The sequence below is a fragment of the Photobacterium satsumensis genome, assembly GCF_050336935.1.
Classification (GTDB): domain Bacteria; phylum Pseudomonadota; class Gammaproteobacteria; order Enterobacterales; family Vibrionaceae; genus Photobacterium; species Photobacterium satsumensis.
Genome location: NZ_JAKJSK010000006.1, coordinates 741,620 through 767,058, shown reverse-complemented (window position 1 = coordinate 767,058; position 25,439 = coordinate 741,620). Strand labels below are relative to the sequence as shown.

The following is a 25,439-nucleotide window of genomic DNA, read 5'->3' as shown; positions in this document are numbered from 1 at the left end:
GTGATTACTGTCACATAGGCTCGTACTGTATAATTCTTGCTCATAGTTGGGCAATTACCGGAGCATCACTTTGCAATTTAACGATCTTGGATTAGACCAGCGCCTACTTAAAAGACTCAATCACTTGGCGTTCGATAAACCAACTGAAATTCAAAAAGCAGCAATTCCTGTTGGCATTCTAGGCAAAGACATCTTGGCCTCGTCAAAAACAGGTTCTGGTAAAACACTGGCCTTTTTGTTGCCAGCTATGCAGCGCATGTATCGTAGTAAGCCATTTACTCGCCGTGACCCACGTGTTTTGGTATTAACCCCTACTCGTGAATTAGCAAAACAAGTGTTTGCGCAGTTACGTACTCTTAATGCAGGTACGCCATACGATGGCGCCTTGATTGTTGGTGGTGAGAACTTCAACGACCAAGTGAAAGAGCTACGCAAAGACCCAATGTTTGTGATTGCAACACCAGGCCGTTTGGCAGACCACCTTGAACATCGCAGCACTCACCTTGATGGTTTGGAAATGCTGATCCTGGATGAAGCTGACCGTATGCTTGACCTTGGTTTTGAAGACCAACTTCGTCGTATCCATGAAGCTGCCAACCACCGTCGCCGCCAGACAATGATGTTTTCAGCAACGCTTGACCACACAGATGTTGTTAGCGTTGCCAGCGATATGCTGAATGCACCAAAACGTCTCTCGATCGGCCACTCAGCAGAAGAGCACACTGATATTACTCAGCGTTTCTTCCTTTGTGATCACCTAGATCACAAGCAAGCGTTGCTAGATAAGGTTCTGGAAACTGAAAACTATAACCAGCTGATTATCTTCACGGCAACCCGTGCTGACACCGACCGTCTAACGAAAGAGTTGAACGAGCGTAAATTAAAAGCGGTTGCGTTGAGTGGTGATATGAACCAGACCCAACGTAATGCGATCATGAGCCAGTTCGAACGTGACTGTCACAAGATCCTTGTTACCACCGATGTCGCATCACGTGGTTTGGATATCGAAAAAGTCTCTCATGTGATTAACTTCGATATGCCAAAGCATGCAGAAGAATACGTTCATCGTATTGGTCGTACTGGCCGTGCAGGTAACAAAGGCGATGCGATTTCCCTTGTTGGACCTAAAGACTGGAAGAGCTTCAAAAATGTAGAAGCCTTCCTTCAACAGACAATCAGCTTTACGACTTATGAAGGTCTTGAAGGTAAGTTCAAAGGCTTGAAGCCGGCACCGAAGAAAAAATTTGTTAAGAAGAAGCCAACGTCTAATAAGCCTGCAGAGAAGAAGCAGCAAGCTAAGCCTAAGGCCAAGAAGAAGGTTGATAAGCGTTTCTACGACAACGTGGCTGTTGGTGACAGTGTCTTTATCCCTAAGAAGAAAAAGCCTGTAAGCCCTTCTTCTGAAGACTAACAATGTGTTTTGAATATCAATGAAAAATGCCAGTCTATCGACTGGCATTTTTTTATCTGCCTTTTTTCTAAAAGTTGAACCTATTTACAGTTCAGGCCGTTGAAGATGGCTCACCAGCACTTTCATGAACCTGGCGGCTTCACCACCGGTGCATGCTCGGTGATCGAATGTCATCGAGAGCGGAAGGGTTTTAATTGATTTCACCTCTCCTTGCTCAAGAACAACCTTTTCAATGATGCGTCCCGCACCGACAATGGCAACCTGTGGGGGGGTCACAACGGGGGTCGCAAATATACCGGCAATAGCACCGAAATTGGATAAAGTGATCGTCGCATGTTGGAGTTGTTCTCGACCAATTTTCCGCTCACGGATACCGGCAACCGTTTTATCTACCCATTGTCTGATCCCTTTAGTGCTGAATTCATCAGCATGACGTAAAACAGGCACGTATAGGCCGTGTTTGCTATCAACAGCAATACCAATATTCACAGTGTGGTGTAGGCAGCGAGTCATGGTTTCCGCATCGAACCAAGCATTGAGTGCCGGCTCCTGTTGGCAGGCTTCGACGATGGCTTGTACAAGCCGGCAGGTGATATCTTGTTCAGGTAACCATGCTGCGAGGCTTGCTTCCTCCGTTATTGTAACCGCAGCAATGCTATGGTGGGATTCTGACATAGCACTAACCATACTTCGGCGAGCGCCTTTCAGTACTTCGGTGCCTGGTAATTGTTTGTCGCAGGCATTGTAGACATCACGATCTAGGATGACGCCGTCTGGGCCGCTGCCTGTAATTGCACTCAGATCTACTCCCAGCTTTTGAGCAAGTAGACGCGCTGATGGCATGGCACTCAGTGGCTGGTCAGCATTCTCTTGTTGAGAGCTTCCAACCCAGAATTCATCGACATTAATATCATGGCTTTCCTGTGCTACTGTACCAACAACGGTGGCGGCATCCGTTTGTTGTGTCGCGTTTTTTTCCTTTGGCGTAGTGGATGTATTGGATTCCTCAATTTCCAGTAACAGGCTACCAATGCCGATGACATCTCCGGCATTGCCATGACGACTAATAATTTTTCCACTATACGGGGCAGGGACTTCTACTGTTGCTTTTGCTGTTTCCACCGTTAAAACAACTTGGTCAACTTCTACGTAGTCCCCAATATTGACATGCCATTGGACAATTTCTGATTCAGCTAATCCTTCGCCTAAGTCGGGCAAGTTAAATGTTTTCATTTCCACCCCTCTACCAGCGTTTTCGCTGCATCAGTTATGTCATCTTCTTGAATCATGAAATAATCTTCATTGCGGTAATAAGGCATGATGGTATCTGTCCCCGTTACTCGTTTAGGTGGGGCTTTTAGCAAGCACATGGCATGCTCAGACACTCGAGCTATGATTTCCGCTCCCACACCGCATGTCTTGCATGCTTCATGCACAACAAGTAGCCGCCCCGTTTTTTCAAGAGACTTGATGATAGACGCCATATCGATAGGCTTGATGGTTGCTAAGTCGATGACTTCAGCTTCGATACCCATTTCAGACAGTTTCTGAGCTGCTTGCAGTGACTCAACAACGCATGCACCCCATGTGACCAAGGTGAGATCGCGTCCCTTTCTTAGGGTAAAGCAAGTATTGAGGGGGAGGGCTTCACCATTATCGACAACCGTCGATTTCACCGTACGGTAGATGCGTTTTGGTTCAAAAAACATGATTGGGTCATTACTTCTGATAGCTGCCAGGAGTAAGCCATAGGCACGTTGCGGTGAAGACGGGATCACTACGCTAATACCCGGTATATGGGCAAATAGGGCTTCCACACTTTCTGAGTGATGTTCTGGTGCATGGATCCCGCCACCGAACGGAGCACGGAAGACGGCAGGACAGGTTAACCGCCCGCGTGTACGATTGCGTATTCTTGCGGCATGGCAAACCAGATGTTCCATGGCTGGGAAAACGAATCCCTGAAACTGAAACTCTGCCACCGGGCGTAACCCTTGCGTAGCCATGCCCACAGTGATCCCACCGATAAGTGCTTCAGCCAATGGGGAATCAATAACTCGCTTACAGCCATATTTCTCTTTGAGCCCGACCGTTGCTCGGAACACACCGCCGTTATCACCAACGTCTTCACCTAAAACAACAACACTCGGGTCATGGGCCATCTCGTAATGCAACGCCATGTTAACTGCGTCTAGGAGGGTATTTTCAGCCATGGTGACCTCCTTGCATGCGCATTGCCTTGTTGATGATGTGATCTCGCTGGCTCAACAAATCCTCGTGAAGTTGTTCATAGAGAAAATCGAAAGCTGACTCTGGCGTTTGTGGTGTCGTTTCTTGGTATTTCTTAACGATCTTTTCTATCTCCTCTTTGCAGTGAGTTTGCCAATCGAGATCATCTTGTTCAGACCAAGCGCCTTGTTCAATAAGAAAAGCTTTAAGGCGTTTTATAGGTTCGTATTGCCAGGCTTGCTGAAGTTCATCTTCACTGCGATATCGAGATGCATCATCGGCTGTTGTGTGGTCGCTGAGTCGGTAACTCACGGCTTCTATTAGCGTTGCTCCCTTGCCTTTGCGGGCGTGTTCTAATGACTGTGAGACAATATCAAACATAGCGACGACATCGTTACCATCAACAGTTATGCCATCAATACCAGCCCCTTTAGCCTTGTCAGAAAGCAGTTCAGCGCCGCACTGAATTGAACGGGGGACTGATATTGCCCATTGATTGTTGTTGATGACAAACACCAGTGGTATGTTCCAGACGCCTGCGCAGTTCAAGGACTCTAGGAAGTCGCCTTTCGAGGTCGCACCGTCGCCGCAAGTGACGAGAGCGACTTGATGGTTGCCTTGTATTTTCAGTGCAGCAGCAACACCAACGGCATGAGTACACTGGGTGGCAATAGGCACGCAGAAGGGAAGATCTCGACAATGACTATCATCGGGAGAAAAGTCACTACCGCGTTCGTCACCGCCCCAGTATTGGAGATTCTTTTCCATGCCAATACCGCGGGCCCATAAGGCGGGGAGGTCGCGGTAATAGGGAATGAAGACATCGGATTGTTTTAAAGCGCGTCCTATAGCAATACCTATTGCCTCGGACCCAAGGTGAGAAGGGTAAGTTCCCAGTTTACCTGTACGTTGAAGAGCGACAGCTTTGTTATCGTATGTACGGGTTAATACCATGTCGCAATAGAAGCCTTTCAGGGTTGTAAGATCAGCCCATTCAGGGAGCGGATTAACCAACTTACCGCGATGATCGATGAAACGATGCATCGGCATAGCCAGAACATTCATCGTTAGCTCCTTCTGGTGCTGCCTCAAAAGAGGCGGACAGCAAATTGAAGAACGTGCCTATGAAGAGAATGATAGAAAGCATCGTTAGTTTGTTGGGCAGCGTTCAATAGTACTAAGTGTAATCAAATTGTTAACATTCGCTGATGCTCGGATTACGCCGATTAGTAAACTTATCGGTACACTTGACTGGATTGTCAGTAAAGCGAATTCGAGAGTGATGTTTTAGTGTTAAGACCCAGGCGCGTTATTTTCACAATGCATAGGCTATCGCACATACTTACCAATGTTGAAATAAAGTAATCCTCACTGCATATGATGTTCATACAGCACAGGATGGTAATGCTGTCATTGTGTGTTGAATTTTTGGTAACCTTCTTTGCGAGGGCATATTAATGAAATGGTACAGCAGCTTGGCCGCGATGGTAGTGATGTCAGCCTGTTCGTCACAGGCCAATGTCAGTGATATAGCCCAGAAAAAAACGCAATACATCGAAGATGAGTGTTATGTAAACGAAGGTAGCTCACTCAATGATGCGTTTAAGACTTTTATGTCAGATCGACAGAAAGAGTTGGGGGGGCTGCGTGAATCATTGAGTAGCGAAAATTACGAACAGCTTGATTATGCATTGAATCACTTCGTGACATACTGGGATCAGTTACAAACAGAACGTAATCTGGCCTGTGAACAGCATGCTACCTGCGAATTTATCCAATTTAAAACCCCAGAGCTGCAGAGTAAAAGTGATTTTTGCGATGGTACAGATTTCGAGTACAGTGTAAGCCGAGCTAAAATCATCAATTTCTATAGTGATATCGAGCGGCTGGAGCTGCAGAAGTCTCCCTAGCACTGAATTGAGCAACTTGAAGTCAGTTCGGTATAATGTATTTGGCTATCATCTCTGCTAGTATCCGCCGTTTTATACTAAGAAGAATGTAAAATGGCAGCCTTTTCTGTTCAGTGTCCCCATTGCCGTCAAAGCGCAAGTTTAATGCCTCAGTCGCTATCAAATACCGTTAGGTGCCCTCACTGTAGTAAACAAGTATTAGATGGCCAACCGATTGATGCTGATAGTAAGTCACTGGAGAAATTAATTTTTTCACCTGTACCCGTGATTGTCGTGTTTTGGAATGATAATTGTGCTCCCTGTAAAGCGTTCAAACCTATCGTGACTAAACTTGCGAAAGAACGAGTAGGGAAGCTACGCGTAGTATTTGTTAACTTAAGTAAAAATATTGCTTTATCATCAAAATACCGCTTGCGTGGTGTACCGACCACTATTGCCTTTAAGAAGGGACGGCAGCAAGCCGTTTTGAATACAGCATTACGAAAAAATGAATTTTCCAAGTGGTTATCAGATTTGTTATCAATTTGATCACAAATACGTAACTGTGGTAAAGGTATAGTAATAAACAGGCAAACAGACAGTGCATAGCGAATAGCTGTTTGTTTGCTTCCTTAATCATTGCAATATAACGAAAAGAATAAGGAGGATTTTATGGCTACTAGCCGTAAAATTAGTAAGGAGCGTTTAGCACTGAAGTTATCTCTAGCGGGTACCGTGGTACTGTCCTCGCTAGGTATTGGCTATGGGTTGTATGTTGGATCCAATGCCATTCTTCTTGACGGTATGTTCTCTTTACTCAGCATGGGAATGACAGGTTTAAGCCTGTATACCGCTTACCTCGTCGCCAAGCCTGATGATCAGTATTTCCAGTTTGGCTATGCGCACATTGAACCGTTAATCAACGTCGTCAATGGCTTGCTCATCTTACTTACATGTATTTTTGCCTTTTTTAGTGGTGTGCAAACCATTGTCAACGGCGGCCACGAGATTGTTCTGGAGCATGCTATCTTCTATGCTGTGCTTTCGACGATTTGCTGCTTTTCTATCTATTTCACTGAAACCTATATTGCGAAAGCCGAGCAATCTGAATTAGTTAAAGTAGACTCGCAGGAATGGCTTATCGATGGAATCTTGAGTGCGTCGATTCTGGTCGGGTTTATTGTCGTGATGATCCTTGATCATTACGGGTATTCACAATGGAATCGCTATGTTGACCCTATCTTAGTATCCGCCTTATCACTTGCTGCAGTGGTACTGCCAATAACAGTGTTACGCCGTAACTTAAGGGAGGTATTACTTGTTGCCCCTCAGGATGATGTGCAAAAAAATGTAGACCGCGTTATTGCCAAATTGTCTAAGCAGTATCATTTTGATGATTATACGCATCACTTTGCCAAAACAGGTCGGCAGTATGATCTTGAAGTGAACATCCTCGTTAAAGACGATACGTATTGGACGACTAAGCGACAAGACCAGATCAGGTTGATTTTGTGGGAAGCATTATCTGATGAGCTTGGTGATACGTGGTTATCTGTGAGCTTTACTGGGCAGGCGAGGTGGCTCTGATAGACGCGGTGCAGAATATTTAACTAGAAAAGGGCATTATTTGCCCTTTTTTTTTCTCATAAATTAATAATTCCAATTATCCTCATAGTTATGTAGCCAAACCACTTGGGTATAACAATATCTAATCTGGGCATGGAATAAATTTAGTCAAAAATAGACTGGTTATTTTATTCCTTTCACCGCAGAATATTCATTAGTTCATCAAATAATTGATGAGAAATGAGTGAAATGCATTTTGATATAGTTATATATGGCCTAAGTTATTGTTTTAAATATAAGTGGTAGGCCATTGTTGGATTGAAAAGTTTGTGCTGCCGAGTTACTAGCACGAATATTATGCAAACTTTTTAGTGCATTTTTTGCTCTGTTGGGGTATCTTGTCCCCAGTCTAAAAATTGCTTCTAATTTTAGTGGTAATCTTTAGACTTACAGGCAGCATTTCGGTGCTAAACGTATTCACACATTATTGAAAATCATAGGTTTAAGTGACTATGGAAACATTACTGGTTATTGCCTTTATCATTGGTGGTTTCTACATTATCTACAACGAAAAAAAGAAATGTACCAAGGACGTTGATCACTCTCGAAACTCTTTATAAACGATATCTTTTTTGAGTGATCTGCTGGATTTTACGTTGTACCAGTACTGAGCGCTGATTATTAGAATTAGCGACATAAAGCAAAATCGCCCATAGAATATTCTGTTATCCGTTTGGTATGAATATTCTGGGCGATTTTTGTTTTGAATAAACCGCGAGTTAAGCTTGTTTTTCCAGCCACTCATTACGCAGGTGGGTGATACGTTTTTCTGTTTCTTTCCACTTTGATGTTTTAATCAAGTCTCTATATTCACCAGTTGGCTTTTTACATAGTGACTCCAAGGAATGAACCTGTGTCTGAGGTAATCCATCCAGAGCCTCGATAGCGCCTTCACGGTTATTACAAAGCATCACCATGTCACAGCCTGCACGCTGGGCAGCAACTGCCCTTTCACTGTAGCTGCCAAGCATATCGGCGCCTTTCATATTTAAGTCATCAGAAAATACGATACCTTTGAAGCCCATCTCCTCACGGAGAACTTGTTTTAGCCAGTATTCAGATCCACTCGCTGGTGATGAATCATAATGATCAAAGACCACATGGGCTGGCATCATTGCATCGAGCAGGTTGTTATCGATCAAAGACTGAAATACCGTCATGTCATGTTGCTTAATCGTATCGCGCGAATCGATAGGGGTCTCGAGGTGTGAGTCAGCGATAACGCCACCATGGCCGGGAAAGTGTTTTCCTGTTGCAGCCATTCCTGCCAGTTTCATACCCTTAATAAATTCGGATGCATATTGAATTACCTGCTGGGGATCATCAGAGAAAGCTCTATCACCAATCGCCTTACAGTCAAATCCGAGATCCAAAACAGGGGCAAGGCTCAGGTCTATATCCATTGCAAGTAACTCAGCAGCCATTAGCCAACCACCATCATAAGCCAAGCTTTTACCTTCAAGGCTTTCAGCAAAAGCTTTTGCGGGGGGGAGCAATGTGAACTCCTCACGGAAACGTTGTACACGGCCACCTTCTTGATCCACGGCAATAAGAAGAGGGCGCTTCGCTGTATTGCGAATATCTTTGGTCAGCGCGCGCAGTTGCTCACGATCATGATAGTTTCGTGCGAAAAAAATTATTCCGCCGACGGTCGGGTGTTGAATGATCTCGCGATCTTCTGCATCTAGCTCATAGCCAGCCACATCAAGCATCAGAGGGCCCATGAATTCTCCTTACGGAATATATCTAATAATAACAACCAGATAATTATGCCTTATATTGCAGAAATACCATAACGAACACGCTTAATTATAGAAAGATTTAACTAAATGTTGGCAATGGGATGAGGCTATTTGACAAAATGTGGAGAGCGCCATTGTTCACCCTAGGAAACACTTTGTTGTGTAATGGTTTTCACAAAAAGAGCCTTAAATTACTTGTCTTTACTAACTATATGTTTTTAAAGTAATTAGTTGGTGGGGTTAATGTGCGGTGTAATTCATTGTTAATGTGTTGCACTGAAAGTGTGATGGGTCGCACTTTAATACAAGGTGTTGTCATTTACACTGTTTCCTTAATTGTCCAATTAGGAAAGTGAAAGATGTCAACTTTGGTCGCAATTGCTATTACTACCGGAATCCTATCGGGAATTTGGGGTTGGGTTGCTGTATCCCTCGGATTGTTAAGCTGGGCTGGTTTCCTCGGTTGTACGGCATACTTCGCTTCCCCTAAAGATGGTGTAAAGGGCTTGTTACTCAGCTTGGCTACAACGATGAGTGGCGTATTCTGGGCAATGGTGATCATCCATCTTTCTACTGAGGTGGGCATTGAGATCATCGGCTATGTTATTACGGCCGTCGTTGCTTTCTTTATGTGCTTTCAAGCAAAACAAGCATGGCTTAGTTTCATTCCGGGCACCTTTATTGGCTCTTGTGCCACATTTGCAGCTGGTGGAGATTGGCAGCTTGTCGTTCCATCGCTGGTTCTAGGTATTATTTTTGGTTATTCAATGAAAGCTTCAGGTTTGTGGTTACAACAGAAGCTGGTAAAACCAGAGGGAACTCTTGCACCAGCAGAGTAAACGTAAAGTAGCGATATTGAATTGAAGAAAAAGCCGCAACCTGAATTGCGGCTTTTTTGTATGCTTTGAAAGGCTAAAGACAAGGCACATAGAGACCCTTGAAGTCTTCTTCCAGTGCTTTCAGAAGGTTATCTGTTTGATCCTTAGGTGCGAGAACACAAACCCTTAACCCTTGATTAAGCTGATGTTGTACTTGTGCTTTTATTGATTCCTCGCTATATGACTCGCGATCGGCGTCCCTTCGACATAAATCGACAAAGGTATCATCAGCGCCATCTAACGAAAGTGGGCACCCCGGGTAAAGTACGAACTCTGCTTGTTGCATCAAGCGTAATGCTTTCAAGGTGAGTAGCTCGGTGTCCGTACCCGTTTCTATCAAATACAATGCTCCTTGCACTTTAGCATCATGATTGAGCAGTCTGACAAAGACTTGCTCTAGCTCATCGATTGTTTGAGCTTGCTCTACAGCCGAATGACGGAAAAATAACTCCCAGAATTTACGTCTTTCATCAACCGTTGAAAAGTGCTGCTTTATGCGTTCTCGTTGTTCACCAGCATAGCTAGCTAATAGTGACAAATTATGAGGCAGCTGGGTTTCCAGTTTTTCCCTTAGGTAGCGAACCAAAACAGGTGAAGCGCCACCACTGGATACGGCAACTTGAATCGGGCTTCTATCTACCATGGATGGGGTGATGAAGTCACAATAGTCTTTATCGTCGACAACATTAATCCAGATACTCAAGTCTGTCGCATCCTGGTGGACTTGGTGATTCAATGATGGGCTGTTAGTTGTGGCCCAAACTTGATAACTACCTTCGAGATCACATTTTTCGTAACACTTATTTTTCCAATGAATATGTCCGCTGTTTACTAATGATGCTAAGTAGTTGTGGATCTTAGGTGAGATAACGGTAATGGTTGCACCTGCTTTGCGAAGTAAGTCCACTTTTCTGCAAGCGACTTCACCACCGCCAATAACTGTTACTTTTTTCTGTTTTACAGAGAGAAAAATCGGGAAATAGTCCATATTTGATATTCTTTATAGGTATATACTCTGGCGCTAAGTCTATGACTTGTCGTGATATCTTTTTCTAGTTACTATGAAAACACAGAATTAAAAGGTTTGAAATAATTTGAAACACTTACTTGGTGAAAATGTTTCATTACTCATGATTGTTCAGCTTGGATTAAAGGCATAATGCTAGTTTATGCGAACTATAATGATAGTTTTTTTTGAAGCCTTAAATAACCTTCAAGTCACTCAAATTTAAGCAGAATGATAATTCGTTTGTGGATAATTTTCGTGATTGAATATAACAAACTTTAAGCGTACTTTTTACATAAATTTAAGATGGTCGGCAATATGAATAAAAAACTTATGATTGCGACACTGATAAGCTCTAGCCTGCTTGTTGGTTGTGGCGATAAGTTGTCTGGTCCAGCTGGGGGAATGGCTCCTCTAGTCGCGGTACAACCAGTAACTGTGATTGATTATCAACAGGGGAAACAGTTTGTAGGAAGAACTGAAGCGATCGAGGATGTGGCTATCACCGCTCAAGTCTCAGGCTACCTTAAAGCGCGTTCGTTCAATGAAGGTGAGGTTGTTGAAAAAGGGCAGGTGCTGTTTGAAATTGAACCTGCGGCCTATGAAGCGCGAGTTGCAAGTGCATCTGCTGCTATCGCTCAAGCAGATGCTACGCTAAAGCGTGCTGAACTGGACTGGAAACGTGGTCAAAACCTGTTGCCGAAAGGCAGTATTAGCCAATCTGAATATGACCGCCTAACAGCAGAAAAACTGAGTGCAGAAGCCCAACTTAAAGCGGCGAATGCACAGTTGAAATCAGCGCAAGTTGACTTGTCATTTACAAAAATCACCGCACCATTTACTGGCCGTATCAGTGATAGCAAGGCCAGTATCGGTGATCTTGTCTCACCAAGCTCTGGCGTATTGACGACGCTAGTTAGCTTAGACCCGATCCAAGCTTCTTTTAATGTGAGCGAGCGCGAGCGCTTGAACCTTGGTATTGATAGCCTTGACGGTGCCGGTGAGGGGCAGGGGGATGTAGAAGTTGTTCTTACTCTGACAAATGGAAAAGAATACAGTGAGCTAGGTACGGTTGATTTCATTGGTAACCGTATTGACCTTCAAACGGGTACGATTGCCATGCGTGCAAGTTTTGCCAACCCGGAGCAATCCTTGCTTCCAGGTCAACATGTTCAAGTATTCTTGCGTGAAAAAGAGCCTGTAAAACGTATCGTGATCCCGCGTCGTGCTGTTCAAAGTGACTTGGAAGGTGACTTTGTTATGGTATTGGCTGATGAAAATGTTGCTGAGCGCCGTAATGTGGTTCTAGGACCTCAAACTGAGCATGGCATCATCATCGCTGAGGGTATTAGCAGTGAAGATGTTGTTATGACTAAAGGTCTTCAGCGTGTACGTAATGGTGTAACAGTACGACTTGAAGAAACAGGGGCGCAAGAGTAATCATGCTAAGTCGCTTTTTTATCCAGCGCCCTAAGTTTGCGCTGGTCATATCAATTATTCTAACGCTGGCGGGGGCGATTGCAGTCCTGAACCTGCCTGTGGCGGAATATCCTAAAATCAGTCCGCCATCAGTCGGCGTGACGGCTTTCTATTCAGGAGCAAGTGCGGAAACAGTAGAAGAAGCAATTGCCGACCCGATTGAAGCGTCAGTGAACGGCGTTGAAAACATGATTTACATGTCTTCAAAAAGTGCGAACGATGGTTCGTACAGCCTGAACGTGACCTTTGATATTGGTACCGACCCAGATATGGCTCAGGTAAACGTTCAAAACCGTGTGGCTCAGATTGAGTCTAAACTGCCAGCCGAAGTGCGTATGGTAGGGGTAACGGTTAAGAAGCGTTCGCCAGACTTATTGATGGTTCTGAACTTCTATTCACCAGAAGGTCGTTATGATGACCAGTTCCTGATCAACTACATTAACCTTAATGTTAAAGATCAGCTGGCACGAGTGACGGGCATCAGTGAGGTTAACGTTATTGGTGGTGGCGAATACGCAATGCGTGTTTGGTTAAACCCTGAGAAAATGGCCAACCTTAAGCTGACTACGTCTGACGTCAATGCTGCACTGTCTGAGCAGAACGTTCAGGTTGCCGCTGGTCAAGTCGGTGCCGCACCATACAATAACCCGCAAGAAGTTCAGTTTAACCTGGTTACCAAAGGTCGACTACAAACTGTTGAAGAGTTCGAGGATGTCGTACTTCGAGCGAACAATGATGGGTCAATAGTATACCTGAAAGATGTTGCTCGCGTTGAGCTAGGTAAGAAGTTCTACAGTGGTAACGGTATGTTCCGTGGCCAGCCAGCTTCGATTGTTGCACTTAACCTACAGTCTGATGCTAACGCATTGGAAAGTGGTCAGGCGGTAATGGATTTGCTGGAAAATCTGAGTAAAGACTTCCCTGAGGGTATGGAATATGAGACCAGTTACGATACAACGTTGTTTGTTGCTGAGTCTATTAAAGGTGTAGTTGTTACGCTTATCCAAGCTATCTTGTTGGTAATTGCTGTAACTTATATGTTCCTTGGCAGTGTTCGTTCGACATTGATCCCAGTTGTTGCTATTCCCGTATCGCTTATCGGTACATTTGCCATCATGCTGGCTGCTGGTTTTACCATTAATACGGTAACTCTGTTCGGTCTGATTTTGGCAATCGGTATCGTGGTGGATGATGCCATTCTGGTCATCGAGCAGGTCGATACCAACATGAAACGGGATCCGAGCCTTAGCCCAGCCAAAGCAACGCTGATTGCGATGAAGGAAGTGACCGGCCCAATTGTTACATCAACGTTGGTACTTCTTGCGGTATTCGTTCCTGTCGCCATGCTACCGGGTATTACCGGTATTATGTATCGCCAGTTTGCCCTGACGATCTGTATTTCGGTAGTGATCTCGTCGATCAACGCATTGACGCTTTCGCCTGCACTGTGTTCGTTAGTGCTTAAACAAGGTGGTGGCAACACTGCTCGTTGGTTCGAAATCTTTAACCGTGGCCTTGAGAAGGTGACGTTGAAGTACGGTGCTATCGCTGGCTTTATGGTTCGTAAAACAGCGTTACTTGTTACCTTCTTTGTACTGGCTGTCGGTGCCGTTACTTTTCTATCGAAAACGACGTCAACAGCATTTGTACCGACTGAAGATAAGGGTATCTTGCTGGTTAACGTTCAGCTTCCAGACTCCGCTTCTCTGTCTCGAACTGAAGAAACAACTGAAAAGCTACAGGCTATCCTTGCTGATGAGCCAGGTATTGAAGGTATTACCGTCGCAAACGGTTACGCATTCCTTACCGGTGCAGCAGCGTCAAACGGTGCATCTCTGTTCATTAAGTTGAAAGATTGGGATGAGCGTAATGCAATGGAAGGCGATCATTCATCCTTTGCTATCTCGAACCGTGTGAATGGCCGAGCTGCGATGGAGCTTCCTGAAGCAATTGTCTTTGCAATGGGTGCACCAGCGGTACCGGGTATGGGCGCCGCGGATGGTTTTGAGTTCGTACTTGAAGATACTTTGGGACGAAGCCGTACAGACTTGGCGAATGTCATGGGTGAAATGATTCAGGCTGCAAACCAACAGCCAGAAATCCAGTTTACCTTCAGTACTTTCCGCGCCAACGTACCTCACTACTACATTGATGTTGACCGAGTGAAAGCGAAGCAACTCGGTATCCCGCTGACGGAAATTTTCCAGACGCTACAGGGTAACCTGGGTTCAATGTATGTAAATGACTTCACACTATACGGTAAGAACTTCCGTGTAACTGTGCAGGCTGACAGTGACTACCGTGATAGTTTAGATGCGCTTCAGCGGTTCCATGTGCGTTCTTCTTCAGGTGATATGATCCCGCTAAGTACTATTACATCGGTAGAGCAAGTATTTGAACCTGATGTAGCTTGGCGTTACAACATGTATCGCTCAGCGGTTATCCAAGGTAGCCCTGCACCGGGTTATTCAAGTGGTGATGCAATCGCAGCGATGGAGCGTGTTGCTGCTGAAGTCCTACCTCAAGGCTATCAGTATGAGTGGACAGGTATGGCTTACCAAGAAGTTAAAGCGGGTAACCAAGCTATTTACGCCTTTGCACTAGCACTTGTATTTATCTACCTATTCATGGTGGCGCAGTACGAGAGCTGGAGTATTCCGCTAGCTATCATCCTTGTTGTACCTGTTGCGACATTGGGTTCATTCTTGGCACTGGCAATGACGGGGACACCGTTGAACCTGTATGCTCAGATCGGTTTGGTTCTCTTGATCGCACTGGCGGCGAAGAACGCCATATTGATTGTAGAATTTGCCAAGATTGAGCGTGAAGAGAAAGAGCTGGATATCGAGCAGGCGGCGGTTCGTGGTGGTAAGCTACGTTTCCGTGCGGTAAACATGACGTCTTGGTCGTTTATCTTGGGTATTCTGCCTCTGATCTTCGCCAATGGTGCAGGTCATATCAGCCAGAACTCGCTAGGTATTTCACTAACCGGTGGTCTATTGTGCGTACTGTTGGCAGGTACCTTCCTGATCCCTGGTTTCTTCGGATTGGTACAGCGTCGTCGTGAGAAATTCCACGGTGGTTCAACCAAGTTGATTCCACTGGATGAAGAATAACGCATCGCTGTGAATTCAGAGTGAAGCTCAAACTAAAAAGCTCCCATCAAGGGAGCTTTTTTTATGGCTTCAGCTCTGACAATTTAAGCTGTTCTGTCAATAACCGATTAGTAAGTTTTACGGCGGAGAAGGGCGAGGGCCGACAAGCTGATCAATCCTGATAGTGGTAGGCTACCACCGCCTGAGCCGCCTTTTGTACCGCCGTTACCCGTTTGGTTGGTACCGCCGTTACCTTCTTTGCCATCAGGCTTGTCTTCTTTAACTTTCTCAAATGGATCGACATTGAAAGTTGAAGTTTGAACCTCATTTAAAGTCAAACCCGTCTTTGCTTCGATCCAGTTGTAATAGCTAGATAGTTCAGTGTAGAGGCCATTTGTTTGAGCGTTTGGATGTCCGTTTTCTTTCAGACGACACAGAGGGCCATTACTGACGACACCAATAACACGCAGCCCGAAATCTGGATCGTTAGCATGAGTAGGGTTTTGCCAAACAAGTGGTCCACCAGAATCCCCCTTACAAACGTCTTTTTTTATCTCAGGGGTATTACTATCGGCACAAACAAAATGAGAGTTTTCACCTAGCTTATAACTGGTGTTACATTTATCCATAGGTATACCGCCAAGTTTTACAACCATCAAGTTATTTGGCTGGTCAAAATCAGGTTCATGGTAACCCCAGCCAGAAGCAATTAGGTTAGCTTCGGAGTAACCCGTTGGGTTCCAAGTTTGTTCGAATTCTAAATTGATATCTTTCTGTTCTTGAGGGGTTGCAATACGAATTGGTTTTGCAACATCTGACATAGAGCGATCGACTTTAATCAGTGCAATATCATTATCTGCTCTGAGCTCGTACTCAGAGCCGGCATCATAGTTAGGATGAACTACTGATTCTTCGATATTAATTCTAAATAGATATTTGTCATCAATGTTATCCGCATCACCTTGTTTGTTACGGATAACAGGCGTACCGACTACAATTTGGTCACTCATTTCGGGGATAACACAGTGTGCTGCTGTTACAAGCCAGTAGTCATCAATCACAACAGCACCACACCACGATGTTACTAGGTTATTATTCTGTGATTGAGGAGCGGACAACCAAGCCGCTTGCCAAGGTAGTAAAAGTTCTTCCGAAAGTTTGCTTGCATCTTGGCCATTTAACACTCGTGTTTGTACTTGAGCGCTATCAGCCAATACCGACATACTTGTTGCACAGGCCATTACAATTGAGATTGAGGCTAATGTTTTTTTCATAATATCCTGGATATGATTGTGTTCTACTTGACGTTCGCTCAAGGTTTAACCATCTGTTTTATGGATTGTTAAACATAATCCTTAATCGAACGCTGTTTTAATGCGGGGTATATTAATCGATTTTATTTATCAATCCAATCAAAAAATTGCTTTGGTTGATATTTTTTTGTAACTATCAATCGATTCAATAGGTAATGGCTAGAAACAGTATTTATTGGTGAGTGAGATGGGACAGGTGAAAGAAAGCCCCTGTCACCAAGAGGTGAGGGGCTCTATTCATGATTTTGCTATTATCAAATTTTAAGTAAACACAGGTAGCTAACGCTTGATGACTTTCTTACTAGCGAAGTCGGCGACGTAGCATACCGAGTGCAGCCAGTCCGAATAACCCGGAGAGAGGCAAGCTACCACCGCCTGAGCTGCTAGAACTAGATCCCGCTTTACTCTGAGGGTCACTGACTTTTTCAAATGGGTCAACGCTGAAGGTTGGGGAGTTTTGCGATGCGAGATCTAAGCCTGTTTTCACTTGAATCCAGTCATAGTATGAGGCGAGCTCAGTGTATAGACCATTTTGCTGTGAGTTAGGGTTACCAGCTTCTTTTTCGTGGCAAAGAGGTCCATTGCTTGTTACACCAATGACGCGAAGACCAAAATCACTGTCATTCACTCTGGATGGATCTTGCCAAACGAGTGGGCCGCCTGAATCACCGCGGCAAACGTCTTTTTTAATCTCTGGTGCATTACTATCAGCACATACGAAATGCGACTGGTTGCTAAGCGGGTAGTCACCATAGTCACAGTCACTCATTGGAATCCCGCCAAGTTTGACCACCATTAACTCATCAGGCTGGTCAAAGTCAGGTTCCATATAACCCCACCCAGAAGCAATGAGATTAGCTTTCGAGTATCCACTGGCGTTCCAAGTGGTAACGAATTGGTTATTGGCAGCCTCTTGCTCTTCCTGAGTCGCTATTTTGATTGGTTTTGCGACTTCAAGCATTGACCGATCCACTTTCAATAAAGCTATATCGTGGTCTAAATCAAAATAACCGTTATAGCCATAATGTTTGATTTTGTCTGTAATGGTAAATTTATACTTTTCGTCAATGTCATCAGCTGTATGGGCTTTATTCTTTATGATGTTGGTCCCTACTATCAGAGTGTTACTCATTTCAGGGATAATGCAATGTGCAGCTGTAACGGCCCAAACATCACTAATAACAACAGCTCCACAGCCAGATGTGATGTAAGTACCGTCGTTCAGTTGTGGCTCAGTAAGGAAAGCGGCTTGCCATGGCAAAAGTAGATCAGATGAAAGCTTACTTGCTTCTTCACCGTTCAATACACGTGTTTGTATACTTGTTTCATCAGCGAAACTAGGTGCAACGGAGAGGCAAGCCAACGCGACGGCAATAGGTGTATATTTGGTCTTCATAAGGTCCTTCTATTGTTCTTTTAAGCTAAATAATTAAGTTGGCCACCAAATGATGGGGAGAATGATTAAACATCGGCCAACAATGCTTCTTATCAGTAAATGTACATTGTTTTTATAGCTGCTATGTTAAAGGTGAATAGTAATATTTCCAGTCAAAAAAATGCTTTATGTGACAAAGGTTACCAATTATTCGTTTCGTCAATGCCATTTTCGGGTTTTATATCTTGCGACTGAATATTGATCTAATGCAAAGCCTTGAGATCTTCTGATCGTGATTGTTGCAGTAGCACGTTATACTGCTGACTGATATTTAGTAATAACAAAGAGTTGCAGAGTATGACTTACAAACACGTCATTGGCTTTGGTGTTGCGGGCAATTTTGCCGGTCACTTGGAGCAGGCTGGTGAAGACAAAGACTTCTTAGCGGTAGAAGTCAAAGAGGCAGTACAGCCTAAAGCGATTTTCCCTTTCTATGTGCCATCAGAAAAGGCCGGTTTTTTGTCAACGTACCCATTGTCGTCGGATACGATTATTCCACCTAACGACGCCGATAACTTGCAAATCGAGCCAGAGGTGGCGTTAATTTGTGATATTGAATATCAAGACAATAGGGTTGTTGCCATTAAGCCGCATGCATTCGCAGCGTATAACGACTGTTCTATTCGTAAACCCAATGCAAAGAAGATCAGTGAAAAGAAAAACTGGGGTGTGAATACCAAAGGGATTTCATCTCAAGTTATTGCACTTGATCACCTTCGCGAAGGTGGCAAGTTGGATAATTACCGCATTGCAAGTTTTCATAAACGTGGCGAAACCATCTCACGTTACGGTGAAGACAGCCCTGTAATCGGTTATAGCTATTTCCACGAAAAGCTATTGAACTGGATTGTTGATCGTATGAATCATCAGCAAGATGTTGGTCCAACAGAAAACATTGCTGAATTTCTTGCCGAAGCCAATTACCCGTCACAAGCGGTGATCAGTATTGGTGCTACTCGTTATACTGAGTTTGGTGAAACGACGTTCTTGAAATCAGGTGATACCAGTATGGTGGTCGTTTACGATGGCACTGTTTACAGCCAGGAAGAGATAACCGCGATGGCTGAAAAGCAGACGTTTGCAGAGCAGGGCATTTCGGCCTTGATTCAATCTGTCGCTTAAGCTAATTAAAAAGCACTGTGAAAACAGTGCTTTTTCTACTTTTACGTTACAGGGTAGCGTAATGGTTGTTGGTGTAACTGCACGCAATTCAGTTAGGGAGCGCTTATAGCCGCCAGAACAATTCTAATGAGCCGTTTGAATTTGAGCGGTGTTTATCTTCTTTAAACTCTGGTGTGTTGGTTGAGAAACTCAAGCTGACTCCCCATTTCGGCTGATAGTACACGCCACCCAAAACGGCTGTTGCTTGCCAATGTTCCACGTTAGTATCGGGTACTTCACTTGGTCGGTCACCTTCAATCGTAATATCGTTGAAGCGGTAACGCCCTTCGATGCCGGTAAACAGAAAATACCCAGAACAGCTTGAAGATAGCACGCCAATATCAACGAAGTTGCCTGGTGAGAACCCAGTTGTACCAAAGTTGCCAGCCAAATCATTACCCCAGCGAGCAACACCACCTACAGCAACTTCACTTTGGTAATTACCAACATTTATTCTTCCAACACCACTAAAATCATAATCATCCATCAAATAAGCTTGATTACGGGTAAGCAATCTGTGGCCTTGATACCCGAGATTAAAGACAAGGGTATTCTCAATCTGGTAATCCCAGCCCATAGGCTCATCGGAGCCAACGATATCGTGAATGAACTTTTGACCTTGTTCAGCGAATGAGTTGGGACCAACGACTCCGAGCATCAAGCTGAACTTATCGACGAAGGTAGGTGTGTATTGATAGGCACTGGCTTCTAAAAAGAGTAGGCCGGCATAGGGACGTTCATTTTCTGGTGGTTCAATGGACTCTATATCTTCAGGTGTCCACATCTGTTGCCCAAGCGTTAAGCTCCACCCTTGTTTCGTTCCTTCTTCAAGTGGCAGGTATTGACTGATCTGGCGAATAGGCGTTGGAGCGGTTTCTGCTAAATTTGATGAAAAAGGTGAATTGTACTCAAGAAAAATACCATTGGTGTAGTTCTGGTCGGTACCGACAATGCCGTCATTGTCCATGGAAAAAGAAAAGCTACCCGCGTTGTAAGCGAATGCATTGGGAGCAAGAGCAGAAAGACAGGCGAAAAACACAGGTGAAAATTGTTTCATTGGTAATCCTTTGGTACAACAAGCAGGATGAAGTCAGAAAGTGGATGCGCTACGCGTGTTTTTATTTTTTGTAATAACATACGGTTAAACAGAACATTGCATACATACACGTTCATCCATTAATCTCTTCATCATATCGAAAGGAAGAGATTTATCGCTAGTGGTTTTAAAGAATAAGCGTAAATCTTTGTGAATATCCGAAAATATAAGGAAATGGAATGTCGTTGCTCAAAATAACATCACCCCTCGTTTCGGTTTCTTGGCTAGCCGAAAATCTGTTTCAGCCCGAGCTGGTCGTACTCGATGCAAGCTGGTTTTTGCCCGGTTCAGAGAGAAATGCTGAAAACGAGTGGTTAGCAAAGCGTATACCGAGTGCACGCTATTTTGACTTTGATACGAAAATAGCGGATTCCGCGGCATCGTTTCCTCATATGCTACCTGAGCCAGCGCATTTTGCTCGTGAGGTTGAAAAGTTGGGCGTCTCAAGCAGTAGTCAAGTTGTGGTTTATGATAGCCAAGGTATTTTCTCTGCACCTAGAGTGTGGTGGATGTTCCGCGCAATGGGGCATGATGATGTTGCGGTACTAGATGGCGGACTGCCAGCTTGGGAAGTCGCGGGAAACCGTCTTGAGACTGGCGAGCCTGTTTCACCGGCAGTCGGTGACTTTAATGCACAATACCAGTCGCAGTGGGTAATAGATGGTGATACGTTGCTCAAGCAGCTTAATACTCCGGATGTTCAGGTACTGGATGCTCGTGCAGCGGCAAGGTTTTATGGTACCCAGCCAGAGCCACGGCAAGGGGTAAGAAGTGGTCACATGCCAAGTGCTAAGAGCTTGCCATTTGGGCAATTACTCAAAGATGGGCATTTTTTGCCAGCAGAACAGTTACAGCAGCGTTTCGATGCCGTCAGTGATGCAGAGCAAAGGTTGATTTTCAGCTGCGGCTCAGGGGTCACTGCTTGTATTCTTGCTCTGGCAGCAGAACTCTCGGGTAGGAAGCAATTAACGGTCTACGATGGTTCTTGGACCGAGTGGGGGACTACCTATAAATACCCGGTTGTTTAAATATAAAAGACAGGCGAAGCTCCATGGAGCTTCGCCTGTCTGCATTTCAAAAAGGCTGAGAAACGTTAGTCGAGTACAGACACGTATCCACGTTGTTCAATCAAGTTCTGGCCAGACTTCGAAGTAACATAGTCGACAAAGTCCTTCGCGCTATCTTTGATCTTTTTCTCTTTATAAAGCATCAAGAAAGGGCGGGAAATTTTGTATTTTCCTGACTCTAAATTCTCCAATGATGGCGATACTCCCTCAAAGTCGAGCGCTTTGATAGAGTCGTCAACTGAGCCAAGAGATACATATCCAAGCGCGTGTTTATTGCGTGAAACCAAACTCTTAACGGTACCGTTAGTATTAACTATTAATACCTGCGGATTGATATCCGATACCGTTTGACCTTCGATTTGTTGGGTTAAGCCCATAAAATCTTCAAAAGAAAAACGGGAACCTGACGCGTTTTCGCGGCTGACAACCGCAATTTTTAGATCAGGCCCGCCAACGTCTTTCCAGTTGGTAATTTCACCATGATAGATCTTTTCTACTTGCGCTTTATTGAGGTTGGCAACGGGGTTTTCTTTGTGTACAACCAGAGCAATGCCGTCATGGGCAATGGTAACGGTTGAAAGATCTGGATTAATCTCTTCGGGCTTCAGATAGCGGGAGCTCATTCCCAAGTCAGCGACATTTTGTTTTACGGCACTGATACCAGCAGAAGACCCAATACCCTGCACTTCAATCAGTGTTTCTGTGTGTTTACTGGAATAGGTTTCGGCCAAAATTTCAACGATATGACTTGCAGACGTTGAGCCTGTGACAGTGACCCTTTCTTTCGCATGAACCGAAAAGGTGAGGCTGGCAATAAGGGCGCAAAGAGTTGTTCTGGTAAGCATTTTTTTCTCCAAAGTACACCAGAAAAGGTTGGCGCTAATCTTATTACGGCTTTATGACACTAATGTGAAAAAGTGCATGGTAATGGAATGGTAATACACAAACACTATAGGTAAGTTGTTCGCTTGTTTTGCTTTTCTTGATACATCGCCTTGTCAGCTTTGGCTAGAATAGAGTCAGGATCACTCAAATTACCGGGGTAATATGGAGATAAACCGACGCTGATATCAATGTGGTAGGCTTTACAAGTGGGGGCTGAAATATCATACATTTCATTGATCCAGACTTGGCAAATTTCTGGGTTATCAGAGGGTAGCAATACAACAAACTCATCGCCGCCGATACGGTAAATATAGCTACCGCTTGGTACTGTCTGGGTTAAGTATTGAGCAATAGTGATCAGTAATTCATCACCGCACTGATGATTGAAGGTGTCATTTACTTGCTTGAAATTATCCAGATCGATGTAGGCCAGTATTCCTCGTTGGGTATTGATCGCCATATCATCAAAGCGGCGAAATAACGCGCGACGATTATTTAGGCCAGTAAGATCATCTTCCAGTGCTAGACGACTGAGGTTTACTTCCAGTGTTTGTGATACTTCTACTTGTTGGTGGAGTTTTGATATTAATGTGCGGTGGATATCGAGCATTTTGATAAAGCAAAAACAAATGAGAAAAACACCAATATGAAGAAAAATATCGTCGCTTGAGTCAATTAGCCAATGATCATTCAGTTCGGGTATTTCATCAAGTAAATCGGCCGTTACGCCTATTGCATAAGTACCCAAAGCTAATTTCATCCACCCTCGCATTTCCTGTTCCATATCTTCACGTAGCAACAGGATGATTAAAACCAAAGTTAGAACAGAAACGACAATATCGAGTTTGCCGCTAGAAGGGACGAGCGCAGATAGCAGCACGCCGATACAGACCACAACGGTCATTCGTGTGGGTAATTTAGAAAGAGAGCTCATAATGAGTATTTATATTCGCGTGAAGGCTGTATTCATTATCTTTGCAGAGTCGCTTAACTCTAACAAAGGGTTTTATTGATTAGGGGAAGAATTCAATTTTCGGTCGGTTCTTGCAATATTATAGATGAAGCAATGAGTTGTATTTGACCCTTTTGTCCGGTAGTAAAAGCGATGCCATCGGCTCGTGTGGGTATCGTACGTATATTCAGTGTTAGAAACAAATAAAATGCCAATTTGAATCAAACTTATTATTCTCCCTATATATATAAATCAATGCTAATACATAAATTCTGAATTTCTATGCGATTTGTTAGTGTTTTGTTCATCACCCATTATCGATTGTGTTACTTCCGTCCCATTTCTGAAAACAAAGATTGAGCTCTGGTAGCAAGCTGAACTCTTTGATATATAAAGAGTGTAACTAAATATTTCAGTTTACAATATTGTAACATATAGTGGTTTGTGTCTATCCTCAATATAAGTACGAGAGTACAGGGATATGACAACTTAAGAGGTCGGAAATATGCTGACAATGGCAAGAAGAGCGCAGCCTAATAAAGCGCTTGTTTCTGAAAGGATTCAGAAACTAATCAAAGCGTTATCAAATGGCGTATATGAAAGAGAAGAGACAATTAAGTTATGTCTTCTAGCCGCGCTTGCTGGTGAGAGTGTGTTTCTATTGGGGCCTCCCGGTATTGCAAAAAGCTTGATCGCTAAGCGGCTGATTCAGGCTTTCGATAATAGCCAGTTTTTCGACTACCTAATGACCCGTTTTTCTACTCCTGAAGAAGTATTTGGCCCGCTTTCAATTCAGGAACTGAAGGATAACGGAAAATATGTTCGTTTAGTTGATGGTTACCTACCAACCGCTCAAGTCGTGTTTCTTGATGAAATTTGGAAAGCAGGGCCGGCGATTCTTAATACGTTATTGACGGTTGTGAATGAGCGAACCTTCAAGAATGGCCAAGACGTTTTGCCTGTGCCTATGCGTCTGTTGGTAACAGCATCTAATGAATTGCCTGAAGAAGACAGTGGCCTAGAGGCTTTGTATGACAGGATGCTTGTTAGGGTGTTTGTTAATCGTATTCAGGAAAAACAAAATTTTAAAGCCATGTTGATGGGGGAAGGTCCGACTGTACAGGAGCTAGAACCCGGCTTGGCAATCACTGATGAAGAGTACGATGATTGGCAGTTACACATTGAAGACATCAAGTTGTCTGAAGATATTTTCGATAAAGTATACCAGCTGAAAACCATGATTGAGCAGCGTGCAGAAGGCGCTGAATCGATTGATGAGCATGAAAGTGAACTATACATCTCAGACCGACGCTGGAAGAAATCTGTTCGGTTATTGAAGGCCAGTGCCTTCTACAATGGTCGAGATGCCATTAACCCACTTGATTTACTGTTGCTGCAAGACTGTATGTGGCATAGCCCTGAGTCACGCAATGTGATTAGGGAGATTGTTAGCGATTTTGCCATTGAGAAAGCATTCAATCAGGAATCGGCTCAAATCAATGCAGCAGATGCACAATCGATTATTGATGACGTGAATGCCGAAATTGCCACTGAATTGGCAGTTAACTTAAGCCGCGAAACCATGATGCGTAAAGAGTGGTTCAAATGCGATCTCAGTAGTGCAAAGCGTTATACCGTTAATCACAACTCACGAATGATCAAACTGGTTATGTTGCAGCATAACCCATCTGTTTCTGAACAGGAGAAAGGCGACAGCCGTTGGGTTTATGTTGATGGTGATGATTTTGAGAAAAAAATCAAAACCGGTCAATGTGATATCTATGGATTTGTAAATAAGAATTCTCACCTTTGCCGACTGCAGTTTGAGGTGGATGCCCAGCAGCAACTGGTAATTAAAGATATTGCGAATCGATCAGTCTTGGTGGGTATTGCTGGTGATAATGGGATTTCTCAGGAGCAACAAGAGCACTGGGTAACGATGGCAGAAAAAGCGTCCTCGAAAGTGTTGGATGCAGAACACAACCTTAAGATTTCTCGCAGTAGCTTCCATGGTGCTTTACCACATAACTTTATCGACCCTCAATTACCCGAGCGAATTGAGCAGAGTTTATCGCAAGCAACGGATTCGGTGCATGACCTGAAAGTAATGGTTGATAAGAGTGTATTCCGTATCAGTCATTTGACTGAATACTTTGCTTAGCGGGAGTGTAGGTT

General features: G+C 44.1%; 20 protein-coding genes. 10 read left to right on the top strand and 10 right to left on the bottom strand.

From position 1 onward, the window contains the following. Positions 1–70: 70 nt before the first annotated feature. A complete protein-coding gene (locus L4D79_RS03580) occupies positions 71–1,411 on the top strand; it encodes a DEAD/DEAH box helicase (protein WP_428647476.1) in 1,341 nt (446 codons plus the stop codon). An 84-nt stretch (positions 1,412–1,495) separates the two neighbouring features. Here the strand turns inward: L4D79_RS03580 and L4D79_RS03575 are convergent, their stop codons facing one another. Genes L4D79_RS03575 through pdhA form a run of 3 tightly spaced genes read right to left on the bottom strand, consistent with a single transcriptional unit; the run spans position 1,496 to position 4,705 of the window. Next, positions 1,496–2,644, bottom strand: coding sequence for a dihydrolipoamide acetyltransferase family protein (locus L4D79_RS03575; RefSeq protein ID WP_428647473.1), 1,149 nt, complete (start codon positions 2,642–2,644; stop codon positions 1,496–1,498). Continuing rightward, on the bottom strand, positions 2,641–3,624 hold the full coding sequence (locus L4D79_RS03570) for an alpha-ketoacid dehydrogenase subunit beta (protein WP_428647470.1): 984 nt from the start codon (positions 3,622–3,624) through the stop codon (positions 2,641–2,643). Before L4D79_RS03570 ends, L4D79_RS03575 begins: the two co-directional genes overlap by 4 nt. After that, positions 3,617–4,705, bottom strand: coding sequence for a pyruvate dehydrogenase (acetyl-transferring) E1 component subunit alpha (gene pdhA, locus L4D79_RS03565; RefSeq protein WP_428647467.1), 1,089 nt, complete (start codon positions 4,703–4,705; stop codon positions 3,617–3,619). The genes L4D79_RS03570 and pdhA overlap by 8 nt, the downstream gene beginning before the upstream one ends. Before the next feature lie 392 nt (positions 4,706–5,097). Here pdhA and L4D79_RS03560 point away from each other — a divergent pair, with 392 nt between their 5' ends. From L4D79_RS03560 to L4D79_RS03550, 3 genes are all read left to right on the top strand, one after another. Further along, the gene (locus L4D79_RS03560; protein ID WP_428647464.1) at positions 5,098–5,550 is read left to right on the top strand and encodes a hypothetical protein; all 453 of its coding nucleotides are present in this window, start codon (positions 5,098–5,100) and stop codon (positions 5,548–5,550) included. Between the two features lie 93 nt (positions 5,551–5,643). Next, positions 5,644–6,078 (top strand): DUF6568 family protein, encoded by a 435-nt coding sequence (locus L4D79_RS03555; protein WP_428647461.1) that lies wholly within the window; start codon positions 5,644–5,646, stop codon positions 6,076–6,078. A gap of 123 nt (positions 6,079–6,201) precedes the next feature. Beyond that, a complete protein-coding gene (locus tag L4D79_RS03550; protein WP_428647458.1) occupies positions 6,202–7,116 on the top strand; it encodes a cation diffusion facilitator family transporter in 915 nt (304 codons plus the stop codon). A gap of 758 nt (positions 7,117–7,874) precedes the next feature. On the opposite strand, the gene nagZ is transcribed toward L4D79_RS03550, so the two are convergent. Continuing rightward, positions 7,875–8,879: a beta-N-acetylhexosaminidase gene (gene nagZ / locus L4D79_RS03545; RefSeq protein WP_428647455.1), complete on the bottom strand. Its 1,005-nt coding sequence runs from the start codon at positions 8,877–8,879 to the stop codon at positions 7,875–7,877. Between the two features lie 377 nt (positions 8,880–9,256). Here nagZ and L4D79_RS03540 point away from each other — a divergent pair, with 377 nt between their 5' ends. Further along, positions 9,257–9,736, top strand: coding sequence for a DUF1097 domain-containing protein (locus L4D79_RS03540; RefSeq protein ID WP_428647452.1), 480 nt, complete (start codon positions 9,257–9,259; stop codon positions 9,734–9,736). A 73-nt stretch (positions 9,737–9,809) separates the two neighbouring features. On the opposite strand, the gene L4D79_RS03535 is transcribed toward L4D79_RS03540, so the two are convergent. Next, positions 9,810–10,763, bottom strand: a complete 954-nt coding sequence (locus L4D79_RS03535; protein WP_428647450.1) for a precorrin-2 dehydrogenase/sirohydrochlorin ferrochelatase family protein — start codon at positions 10,761–10,763, stop codon at positions 9,810–9,812. 336 nt (positions 10,764–11,099) lie between these two features. Between L4D79_RS03535 and L4D79_RS03530 the strand changes: the two genes are divergently transcribed. Then, the gene (locus tag L4D79_RS03530) at positions 11,100–12,221 is read left to right on the top strand and encodes an efflux RND transporter periplasmic adaptor subunit (protein ID WP_428647447.1); all 1,122 of its coding nucleotides are present in this window, start codon (positions 11,100–11,102) and stop codon (positions 12,219–12,221) included. A gap of 2 nt (positions 12,222–12,223) precedes the next feature. Continuing rightward, the gene (locus L4D79_RS03525; protein ID WP_428647445.1) at positions 12,224–15,376 is read left to right on the top strand and encodes an efflux RND transporter permease subunit; all 3,153 of its coding nucleotides are present in this window, start codon (positions 12,224–12,226) and stop codon (positions 15,374–15,376) included. 107 nt (positions 15,377–15,483) lie between these two features. On the opposite strand, the gene L4D79_RS03520 is transcribed toward L4D79_RS03525, so the two are convergent. Together L4D79_RS03520 and L4D79_RS03515 are read right to left on the bottom strand one after the other, a co-directional pair. Further along, on the bottom strand, positions 15,484–16,671 hold the full coding sequence (locus tag L4D79_RS03520) for a S1 family peptidase (RefSeq protein ID WP_428647442.1): 1,188 nt from the start codon (positions 16,669–16,671) through the stop codon (positions 15,484–15,486). 298 nt (positions 16,672–16,969) lie between these two features. Next, positions 16,970–18,064, bottom strand: a complete 1,095-nt coding sequence (locus tag L4D79_RS03515) for a S1 family peptidase (RefSeq protein ID WP_428647439.1) — start codon at positions 18,062–18,064, stop codon at positions 16,970–16,972. Between the two features lie 336 nt (positions 18,065–18,400). On the opposite strand from L4D79_RS03515, the gene L4D79_RS03510 reads away from it, so the two are divergent. After that, a complete protein-coding gene (locus L4D79_RS03510) occupies positions 18,401–19,225 on the top strand; it encodes a DUF5718 family protein (RefSeq protein ID WP_428647436.1) in 825 nt (274 codons plus the stop codon). 103 nt (positions 19,226–19,328) lie between these two features. Here L4D79_RS03510 and L4D79_RS03505 read toward each other — a convergent pair whose 3' ends face one another. Next, a complete protein-coding gene (locus L4D79_RS03505; protein WP_428647434.1) occupies positions 19,329–20,321 on the bottom strand; it encodes a lipid A deacylase LpxR family protein in 993 nt (330 codons plus the stop codon). Positions 20,322–20,539: 218 nt separating this feature from the next. On the opposite strand from L4D79_RS03505, the gene L4D79_RS03500 reads away from it, so the two are divergent. Further along, entirely contained in the window at positions 20,540–21,388 is an 849-nt protein-coding gene (locus tag L4D79_RS03500) for a sulfurtransferase (RefSeq protein ID WP_428647431.1), read from the top strand. A gap of 65 nt (positions 21,389–21,453) precedes the next feature. On the opposite strand, the gene L4D79_RS03495 is transcribed toward L4D79_RS03500, so the two are convergent. Together L4D79_RS03495 and L4D79_RS03490 are read right to left on the bottom strand one after the other, a co-directional pair. Next, positions 21,454–22,272, bottom strand: a complete 819-nt coding sequence (locus tag L4D79_RS03495; RefSeq protein WP_428647428.1) for a phosphate ABC transporter substrate-binding protein — start codon at positions 22,270–22,272, stop codon at positions 21,454–21,456. 104 nt (positions 22,273–22,376) lie between these two features. Beyond that, complete coding sequence (locus L4D79_RS03490; RefSeq protein WP_428647426.1) at positions 22,377–23,246, bottom strand: GGDEF domain-containing protein; 870 nt, start codon at positions 23,244–23,246, stop codon at positions 22,377–22,379. Positions 23,247–23,769: 523 nt separating this feature from the next. Here L4D79_RS03490 and L4D79_RS03485 point away from each other — a divergent pair. Beyond that, positions 23,770–25,425 carry an ATPase RavA domain-containing protein gene (locus L4D79_RS03485; protein WP_428647423.1) on the top strand — a complete coding sequence of 552 codons (1,656 nt, stop codon included), beginning with the start codon at positions 23,770–23,772 and terminating at the stop codon, positions 25,423–25,425. Positions 25,426–25,439 lie beyond the last annotated feature (14 nt).

Bases quoted from the DNA above. Each gene is read 5' to 3' on its own strand.
- L4D79_RS03575 (WP_428647473.1), bottom strand. From the start codon at position 2,644: ATGAAAACATTTAACTTGCCCGACTTAGGCGAAGGATTAGCTGAATCA.
- L4D79_RS03570 (WP_428647470.1), bottom strand. From the start codon at position 3,624: ATGGCTGAAAATACCCTCCTAGACGCAGTTAACATGGCGTTGCATTAC.
- pdhA (WP_428647467.1), bottom strand. From the start codon at position 4,705: ATGAATGTTCTGGCTATGCCGATGCATCGTTTCATCGATCATCGCGGT.
- L4D79_RS03560 (WP_428647464.1), top strand. From the start codon at position 5,098: ATGAAATGGTACAGCAGCTTGGCCGCGATGGTAGTGATGTCAGCCTGT.
- L4D79_RS03555 (WP_428647461.1), top strand. From the start codon at position 5,644: ATGGCAGCCTTTTCTGTTCAGTGTCCCCATTGCCGTCAAAGCGCAAGT.
- L4D79_RS03550 (WP_428647458.1), top strand. From the start codon at position 6,202: ATGGCTACTAGCCGTAAAATTAGTAAGGAGCGTTTAGCACTGAAGTTA.
- nagZ (WP_428647455.1), bottom strand. From the start codon at position 8,879: ATGGGCCCTCTGATGCTTGATGTGGCTGGCTATGAGCTAGATGCAGAA.
- L4D79_RS03540 (WP_428647452.1), top strand. From the start codon at position 9,257: ATGTCAACTTTGGTCGCAATTGCTATTACTACCGGAATCCTATCGGGA.
- L4D79_RS03535 (WP_428647450.1), bottom strand. From the start codon at position 10,763: ATGGACTATTTCCCGATTTTTCTCTCTGTAAAACAGAAAAAAGTAACA.
- L4D79_RS03530 (WP_428647447.1), top strand. From the start codon at position 11,100: ATGAATAAAAAACTTATGATTGCGACACTGATAAGCTCTAGCCTGCTT.
- L4D79_RS03525 (WP_428647445.1), top strand. From the start codon at position 12,224: ATGCTAAGTCGCTTTTTTATCCAGCGCCCTAAGTTTGCGCTGGTCATA.
- L4D79_RS03515 (WP_428647439.1), bottom strand. From the start codon at position 18,064: ATGAAGACCAAATATACACCTATTGCCGTCGCGTTGGCTTGCCTCTCC.
- L4D79_RS03510 (WP_428647436.1), top strand. From the start codon at position 18,401: ATGACTTACAAACACGTCATTGGCTTTGGTGTTGCGGGCAATTTTGCC.
- L4D79_RS03505 (WP_428647434.1), bottom strand. From the start codon at position 20,321: ATGAAACAATTTTCACCTGTGTTTTTCGCCTGTCTTTCTGCTCTTGCT.
- L4D79_RS03500 (WP_428647431.1), top strand. From the start codon at position 20,540: ATGTCGTTGCTCAAAATAACATCACCCCTCGTTTCGGTTTCTTGGCTA.
- L4D79_RS03495 (WP_428647428.1), bottom strand. From the start codon at position 22,272: ATGCTTACCAGAACAACTCTTTGCGCCCTTATTGCCAGCCTCACCTTT.
- L4D79_RS03490 (WP_428647426.1), bottom strand. From the start codon at position 23,246: ATGAGCTCTCTTTCTAAATTACCCACACGAATGACCGTTGTGGTCTGT.
- L4D79_RS03485 (WP_428647423.1), top strand. From the start codon at position 23,770: ATGCTGACAATGGCAAGAAGAGCGCAGCCTAATAAAGCGCTTGTTTCT.